The organism is Crocosphaera sp. Alani8 (assembly GCF_038442745.1).
GTDB lineage: Bacteria > Cyanobacteriota > Cyanobacteriia > Cyanobacteriales > Microcystaceae > Crocosphaera.
Genome location: NZ_JARVCN010000155.1, coordinates 1 through 7,914, shown reverse-complemented (window position 1 = coordinate 7,914; position 7,914 = coordinate 1). Strand labels below are relative to the sequence as shown.

5 protein-coding genes are annotated in these 7,914 nt (G+C 37.2%); all 5 read right to left on the bottom strand.

Annotated elements, in window-relative coordinates; all coding sequences use genetic code 11:
• Positions 1-10 precede the first annotated feature (10 nt).
• The 5 genes from P9B04_RS10670 to P9B04_RS10650 all read right to left on the bottom strand — a co-directional run bounded on the left by P9B04_RS10670 (position 11) and on the right by P9B04_RS10650 (position 7,859).
• Positions 11-1,354 carry a Calx-beta domain-containing protein gene (locus P9B04_RS10670; protein WP_342054972.1) on the bottom strand — a complete coding sequence of 448 codons (1,344 nt, stop codon included), beginning with the start codon at positions 1,352-1,354 and terminating at the stop codon, positions 11-13.
• A 368-nt stretch (positions 1,355-1,722) separates the two neighbouring features.
• Complete coding sequence (murD, locus tag P9B04_RS10665) at positions 1,723-3,093, bottom strand: UDP-N-acetylmuramoyl-L-alanine--D-glutamate ligase (RefSeq protein WP_342054971.1); 1,371 nt, start codon at positions 3,091-3,093, stop codon at positions 1,723-1,725.
• Between the two features lie 103 nt (positions 3,094-3,196).
• Entirely contained in the window at positions 3,197-4,144 is a 948-nt protein-coding gene (locus P9B04_RS10660; RefSeq protein WP_342054970.1) for a homogentisate phytyltransferase, read from the bottom strand.
• A gap of 246 nt (positions 4,145-4,390) precedes the next feature.
• Complete coding sequence (locus P9B04_RS10655) at positions 4,391-7,081, bottom strand: family 10 glycosylhydrolase (RefSeq protein WP_342054969.1); 2,691 nt, start codon at positions 7,079-7,081, stop codon at positions 4,391-4,393.
• Positions 7,082-7,148: 67 nt separating this feature from the next.
• The gene (locus P9B04_RS10650) at positions 7,149-7,859 is read right to left on the bottom strand and encodes an ABC transporter permease (protein WP_342054973.1); all 711 of its coding nucleotides are present in this window, start codon (positions 7,857-7,859) and stop codon (positions 7,149-7,151) included.
• Positions 7,860-7,914 lie beyond the last annotated feature (55 nt).

Below are 7,914 nucleotides of genomic sequence, written 5' to 3'. Positions count from 1 at the left end.
TCTTTGTCCCCTAACTTTCGGCGAGTCCCCCCAGACTTTTTGAGAAGCTTCCATCGTTGGGTACTTCTATTTCGATAACTTTACTGGTTTCTCCGTTGTTGAAGGATACTGATGTGTTGTTAACTATGAAGTCAGAATAGTCTGCTGTTCCTAGGATTATGTCTAGAGGAATTCCGTTGGATGTTTCAATGTTTCCACTTCTGGTTACGGTTACTTCTAGTTTGTTGAAGATGGTGTCGTCTTCTTCGTAGGTGATGTATTTGGTTTCTCCAAATTCAAAATAACTGGTTTGTCTATCCCTAATTTCTACTGTGGTGGTGGCGTTTTCTCCTAGTTCGATGTCGTCGGGATAAGAGGGGTCATCCCATAACTGTAGTTGGAAGTTTTCTGTTCCTTCAAATATTCCATCGTTGGGTACTTCTATTTCGATAACTTTACTGGTTTCTCCGTTGTTGAAGGATACTGATGTGTTGTTAACTATGAAGTCAGAATAGTCTGCTGTTCCTAGGATTATGTCTAGAGGAATTCCGTTGGATGTTTCAATGTTTCCACTTCTGGTTACGGTTACTTCTAGTTTGTTGAAGATGGTGTCGTCTTCTTCGTAGGTGATGTATTTGGTTTCTCCAAATTCAAAATAACTGGTTTGTCTATCCCTAATTTCTACTGTGGTGGTGGCGTTTTCTCCTAGTTCAATTTCGTCTTGAATGTTGGGTTCATCTATTAACTGTAGTTGGAAGCTTTCTGTTCCTTCAAAGTTCCAGTCATCGGGTACTTCTATTTCGATTACTTTACTGGTTTCTCCATAGTTAAAGTCTACCCATGTGTTGTTCACCATGAAGTCAGAATAGTCTGCTGTTCCGAGGATTATTTCTAGGGGAAGTCCGTTGGATGTATTAATGTTTCCACTTCTAGTTACGGTTACTTCTAGTTTGTTGAAGGTGGTATTGTCTTCTTCGTAGGTGATATATTTGGGGGACGCAAATTCTATATAACTGGTTTCGTTATCTAATAGAGAGATGGTTGTTGTATCTTGTTGACCTAAAATAGCAGGATTTCCAATCAATTTTAATTCAATATTTTCTGTTCCTTCTAACTCAAAATCATCAGAGATATTAATATAAACTTTTTTTTCAGTTTGTCCCGGTTCAAAATCTACCGACTGAGGAAATATTCCGTCAAAATCTAACCCTTGTTGTGCTGTTGTATTACCTAGATGAAGTTCTACACTATCAGAATTGTTCGTATCTCCAGAACGAGTAATAGTAATTTCTAGTTCATTTGGAAAGGGTTGATCTTTCTCGATTACCGAATATTTAGCCGCAGAAAATTCGATAAAAGTCTGATTATTATTCATAGTCAAAGAGTTGTTTTAAACAAATAGAGTATTGTGATGATAAAAGAGTGATTTTTAAAAAATGACGAGATGATACAAAAATTTTGTAGCTTTTACTGTTTAGCTACAAATAATATAAATGGAGATTCAATAAGTGAACAATCGACAATTTCAATTCATCATCTCCAGGTTAACTATGACTATGGAAGAGATGGACTGGTAAAAATACTGAAATTACATATTATTTTTTTATAAAAAATATATATAAATACAGATAAACAGCATAAAAACTAAGCAAAAAAAGCTTATTTTTAACAAAAAGCTACACAAGCATTGTTACTATTGATACTAAATCAAATTATTGTAAGTTAACTAGCTTTAGAATAGTATTATTTTATTTCTTGACACAATTGTTTGAAATAATTTCCTCGATGCTCAAAACTTTGATACTGATCAAAGCTGGCACAAGCAGGAGATAAAAGAACTGCTTCTACTTTAAGTTGTCTCCCTAAAATCAAACTTTTTTCTACTGCTTTATCCATCGTTTCTACAATTTCATAATGATAATAATTAGCGTCATGAAAAGATTTTGCAAAATTTTCAGCAGCCTCTCCTATTAGTAAAACCTTAGCAACCTTCGACTTAATTTCTGCAATCCATTGACTACTATCACCTTCTTTTTCTTCTCCCCCTGCTATTAAAATAACAGGAGATTTTACGGATGATAATCCTACACTTGCTGCATCATAATTAGTCGCTTTACTATCATTAATAAAGTCAATTCCGTCAACAGTTGTGACATATTCTAATCGGTGGGGAACCCCTTTAAATGTTGCTATAGCAGAGACAATTGCACCCTTTTCAACACCAGCTAATCTGGCGGCTGCAATAGCCATTAAAAGATTTTGTTGATTATGATAACCTGGCATTTTGAAGATATTTAATGGTGCAATTAATTCACCAAAAGCCACAATCCAATTATCTTGAATATAAACTCCTTTATTAGAATCACAAAGTAAATTATCTTTGCCTTTTACCGTAGTCCAATAAGCATCAGCCCATTGATGTAAACCCGTTTGGTGTAGATATGGATCATCTCCATTGAATATTTGATATTCGCTACGATATAATAAAGATGCTTTAATTGAATAATAATTTTCTAAAGTTTTATGGCGACTTAAATGATCGGGAGTAAAGGTTGTCCAAAGACCAATTTTAGGGCTTAACTCTCGAGATGATTCGCATTGATAACTGCTAACTTCTGCAATAATCCAATCGTAGTTGTGAGAGTTGTCTTGCTGTAATTTAGATAGAGCTAATTCACAGGCTGCATAACCAATATTGCCACAAGATGGTGCATTTAATTTAGCCTCTTGAAAAATAGCAGTAGCTAAAGCAGTGGTTGTGGTTTTACCGTTTGTTCCTGTAATACCCACCCAAGGAGATGAATTAAGAAATCGCCATGCTAACTCCAATTCTCCTATAGTATCTATGTTTTTTTTGCGGGCTTCTATTAACACAGGGACATCCCAGGGAACCCCAGGACTAACTACTATCAACTGAGGCAAAGAAGTAGCATCTAACTTAGGAGTATGACCTAATTTAACTACTATTCCTTCTCCTTGCAATTGTTGCTGTAAAGGTTGTAAATCGGCAGAGGTTGAGCAGTCGCTTATTATCACTTCCCATCCTTGTTGTTTAAGGCATTTTGCTGCTGCAATACCTGATCTACCTAGTCCGATAACATAAGCAATGGCCATCGGTTTTATAGCTTCCTCAGTTCATAAATATAGTATGCTTAATATTAGCACTCCATGATGGCCTAACTCAATATTAAAAGTCAGAAAGTTGGTAAAAATTGCCTTAAATTGAACAGGCGAGAGGAAATAATAAATATTCGAGGAAGAATAATCGCCAGATGAATTGGTAGAATTGAGCAATAGAATTCTTTTCACCTAAATTAACTCTTTGACTTCGCCAAAGCAGTAATGTTAATAGGATAAAATGTGAACTTATTAGGAATAGTTGATTAACATTAGATAATTTTAACATACCAACCGCTATCATTCCCAAGTAACACAGTATAATAACAGCACAAGAAATTCTGAATATTGTTTTTTTACCTAATAGAATTGTGAAAGTTGTAATATTATACTTCTTATCACCTTCGAGATCAGGAACGTCTTTAAATATGGCGATAGCAATTGTAAAAACAACCACAAATGTTGACAAAACTAACACTTCAGGGACGAGAAAAGATTCCTCGGTGAAAGCTTGAATAAAGTATAAAAATACCCCTAAATTAACAATTAATCCTCTCACTGTGAAGATACAAAAAGCGGCCAATATTGGAAAACGTTTCAAACGAATAGGAGGAAAAGAGTAAGCTGTCCCAAGTAGCAAACTGAGAAGAACTGTTATCCCTAACCATAAACCACCTAGCCAAGAAATTGTAATGGCTAAAATTCCTGTAATGCTGACAATATAAGCTCCTTGAACCTGGGAAAAATCCCCCGATGCTAAAGGAAGATAAGGTTTATTGATTTTATCTATTTCCTGATCTTCTAATTGATTTAACCCAACAATATAAACATTACCGCACAGACAAGCAAATAAAGCAATCAATAAGTCTTTAATATTGCCAAAACCTACCGCATCACTTGCTGTTACTAATGCGATTGTATATAAAGCTAACACACTTAAACTAGTTCCAACAATGGTATGAGGGCGAGAAAATTCCCAGAAACTTAATAGCCAAGCTATAGGTGTTTGCCAAAAAGTTTTAGGGCTATTAATGGAGGTTTGAGACATGAAAGTTTAATTACCTTAATTTTATAAACACTTCAATCTATTACTAACATATTATATCTAAATTAACTGTTAAATTTTACTTGGTCAGGAAGATAAAATATAACACACCTGTTGTAAATAATTTTTGATAGAGGGGACAAGTTTAGATTAATTTTATGATTACTCGCCCCATCTATTTGCTGCTGGAATACCTCAAAACCCCATCTTAGGCAAGAAATAATTGATAAAATGCAAATTCAAAGTTTATTATCTTAATTTGGAATTAGAGATAATTCTTTTCTGCCCATACGATAATAGTTTATCTATGGTTTGTAATCTGTTTTCCCAAATTTGAACTTGATAGCCATTTACCTGTCTATGGTTGCTCATCCAGTTAGGAAACCTTTGTTCAAATTGTTTTAAGGTTTGTTGAGCCATTCTCAAATTTTGTTCCGATGGGTTTGTGGCTAACTTTTCTAGAGCCTGTTCTAATTGTTGTCCTTGAATATTAATTTTTCTCAGGGTATTTTTATCTATTTTTAACTGTTGTTTATCACCGAGAAATTTCCACTCTTTTTGTAGGGATTGATAACGAACCAAAGCTGTTTGAAAAGGTTTACGATAGGGCAATGGTTGGGGTTTTTCTGATGTTGGAACCCGACTCAATAAACCCTGTAAAGAAGGGGTTAAATTTTCTGTAGCAAACAGAGAAAAACCACTAATAGGTAGATTGCGAACAAATTGTAATTGATCAATAGTCACAGAATCAGGAACTTTCAAGAGACGTAATCCGGGAATCACTAAAGCAGAGGAAGATAAACTATCATCAAAAACTAATTCCAACCTCTCTTCTAAGTTACCTGTATCGAGGGCATAGGTCATTAAAACGATCATATCAACCCATCCTTTCCGCATCCATTCTTCCCAATTTTGTTGTAAGCGAAAGAGGCGATCTTGCTGTTCGATGGGAAAAACAGAAGCAGAAACAATCAATTCTGGTTTAACTTTTTTTAGATGGGTAGATGCTCTGGCCACAAAACTATCCACTTGATGGATACGAAAACCCGTCCATTGATTCCATAAAGGATGAGTAGGAGAAATTTCTATGGGGTCAACCCCAGTCATCTCTTTAAATAGATAACGAGAGGACTTACTATAGCCAAAAGTTTGATTAACTTGGGGTTGTTGAAAGGGATAACGAATGTAATCAAATTGAATGCCATCTACATCATAATTACGGACAATTTCATCCAACAATGACACCAAATAGTTCTGAACTCTGGGATTAGCCGGGTCAAGAAAAGCCTTTTTAAACTGTTGTCCTTGATCGAAATAATTGCCTTTTTTATCGGTTATACCCCAGTCGGGGTTACGGGAAAGCACCGGACCGAGATAATCTTCTGGCTGTTCTAGAACTTTATTATGACCTTGATTAGCCGCTGCAAAGATCCAAACCCAAGCGTGAAGTTCCATGTTGCGTTCGTGGGCTAATTTAATAGCAACTTTGAGGGGGTCCCAACCTTGGGTGAGGGGGTTTTGTTCTGGAGCTACCCGACTGGGATAAATGGGATAACTGGCGTTGACGGTTTCCATGAACACGGTATTAACTCCCGCATCCGCCATACGATCGAATAGCACAGCTAACTCTGCTTCTGATCGGGTTTTGACGATACTACCGCGATCCAACCACATGGCCCGTACTTCAGGTTCGGCCACAGAGCCATCGCTAGGATAGTTGTCCCAGAGGGTACGACGGGCTTTTAACCACAGTTGTCGGGCGCGATCGTATTGCCTTTGATTTAACAACTGGTCGAAGTTTTGCAGACTTATTTTAGCTTCGTTTAGAGTGTCTTGGGAGCGACTTAGGGCTAAATTATTTTGCGCAGGTTGACCATTAACCCGAGAAGCGATCAAGGTGCTTTCAAAGCGAACGATGAGGTCAGATAACTCCTTGCGCATGGTTTGGGCTTGTTGAGGGGAAATGGTGGGGACTGTAGGGGTATTGAGGCGATAATTGTACCCTTGAGAACGGCGATCGCTGATTAAGATTTCTTGAGGAACAGAAGATTCAGGAGTAAACTCGCTTTCGATCAAAGGATTGTCTTGTGGTTGTTCTGGTTGGGGAATATATGTGGGAGGCAAAATGGGGAAAGGTCGCTGAGGGGGATTGAAATCTGTTAAATTGCAGGTGGGAATATCTCGACTATTTTCTACTACTAATTGATTGGTTTCGTTAATACCGTAGCGATTTAAAATGGTTTTTAGCCAATTAACGTCAAAGGAAGAGGAGCTTACTCCGTTTACGCCCCAACGCCACCCCAAAAAAACTGTTTGTTCATTGACAATGACTGCTGGGGGTTTATCTTGAGTCAACCACACTGCCAGAGGTTGAGCAGTGCTTGCATTGGGAATAACTACCCCCCCGATTAAAGTATCGCTGAGGTTGGTGGGATTAACCAGGGCTAGTGAGCTAGGGTCTTCTACTCTCATGGTAGACCGTCGAGAATTAGGAAAACCCCAATAAGCACCAAATAAATCCCTTAACTGATCTCTAACGGCAGATTCTGATAAATTACCCGTGGGACCGCTAATGATAAGATTTCCACCCCTTTCCATCCAGCTTTCCAGGGCAGCTGCTTGTTGACCATTGATGTTTTCCACATTTGGCAAGAATACAATGCTAACGTTTCTCAGATCTTCTGCTGTTCTCCAATTTTCCGACTCGATCAGACAAAATTGAAGACCTGTGGAAAGAAGACGATTACGGATGGATGTCCAGTGTTGATTATTTTCGGGACTTCTCACCACTCCAACTCTGGGTAGGAGTGCATGGGAGGGTGAAATGAGGAAACTTGAAGCAATAATAGGTGAAAGTAATTTTAGTAGGGATTTTGAATGAGAAGTTAAGCTTTTAGTTCCCCATTTTTTAGTTTTGTTCCAGTGGATTTTCCTCAACACAACACACACTCCTCGTTTCTAAAATCTTGACTATTCTATCGTGAACTAACCAAATTAAACATATAAATCAATTTGTTGTTTCTTTATTGTAGGCAACACCTAATGATTTTGGTGGAGATATTTTTCCCCCTAAACCCAACAATGCCAATAAAGCAACAAGATAGGGCAACATATTCAAAAATTCATAGGGAATATTGAGATTGAAGGCTTGTATTCTTAACTGTAGAGCTTCTGTTGCTCCGAATAGAAAACAAGCAGCCATTATTCCTAAAGGATGCCACCGTCCAAAAATAACTGCAGCCAAGGCAATATATCCTTTTCCGGCTACAATTCCTTCAGCGAAATATTGGATATGAACTAAGGATAAATAGGCTCCCCCGATTCCACATAATAACCCTGATAAGGTAACGCAAATATATCGAATTAACTTAACGGAAATACCGGCAGTTTCTGCCGCTAAGGGGTATTGTCCCACCGCTCTTACCGACAAGCCGAAGTTGGTATAAAATAGTAGATGAAGGCTAAAAATTGTTACTAAAATCAGGAAAAATGTAAACAGATTTTCAATCGATACGAAAGATATTAATTGTGAGGGCATTAATGATTCAAAAATAGACAGTTTTGGTAATGGGTTTGTAGTTCCTTGTGAAAAAATAAGACGGGTAAAAAAGGCAGATAATCCGCTTATAGATAAATTAATACTTAAAGCAGAGACAATTTGATTAACTTTCCAAGTGATAGATAAATAAGCGTGTAATAATCCCACTAATCCAGCAATTACTCACATCTTGCACCAAGAAAAGTTGATATGAGGAACGATGGCTAAAACTCTT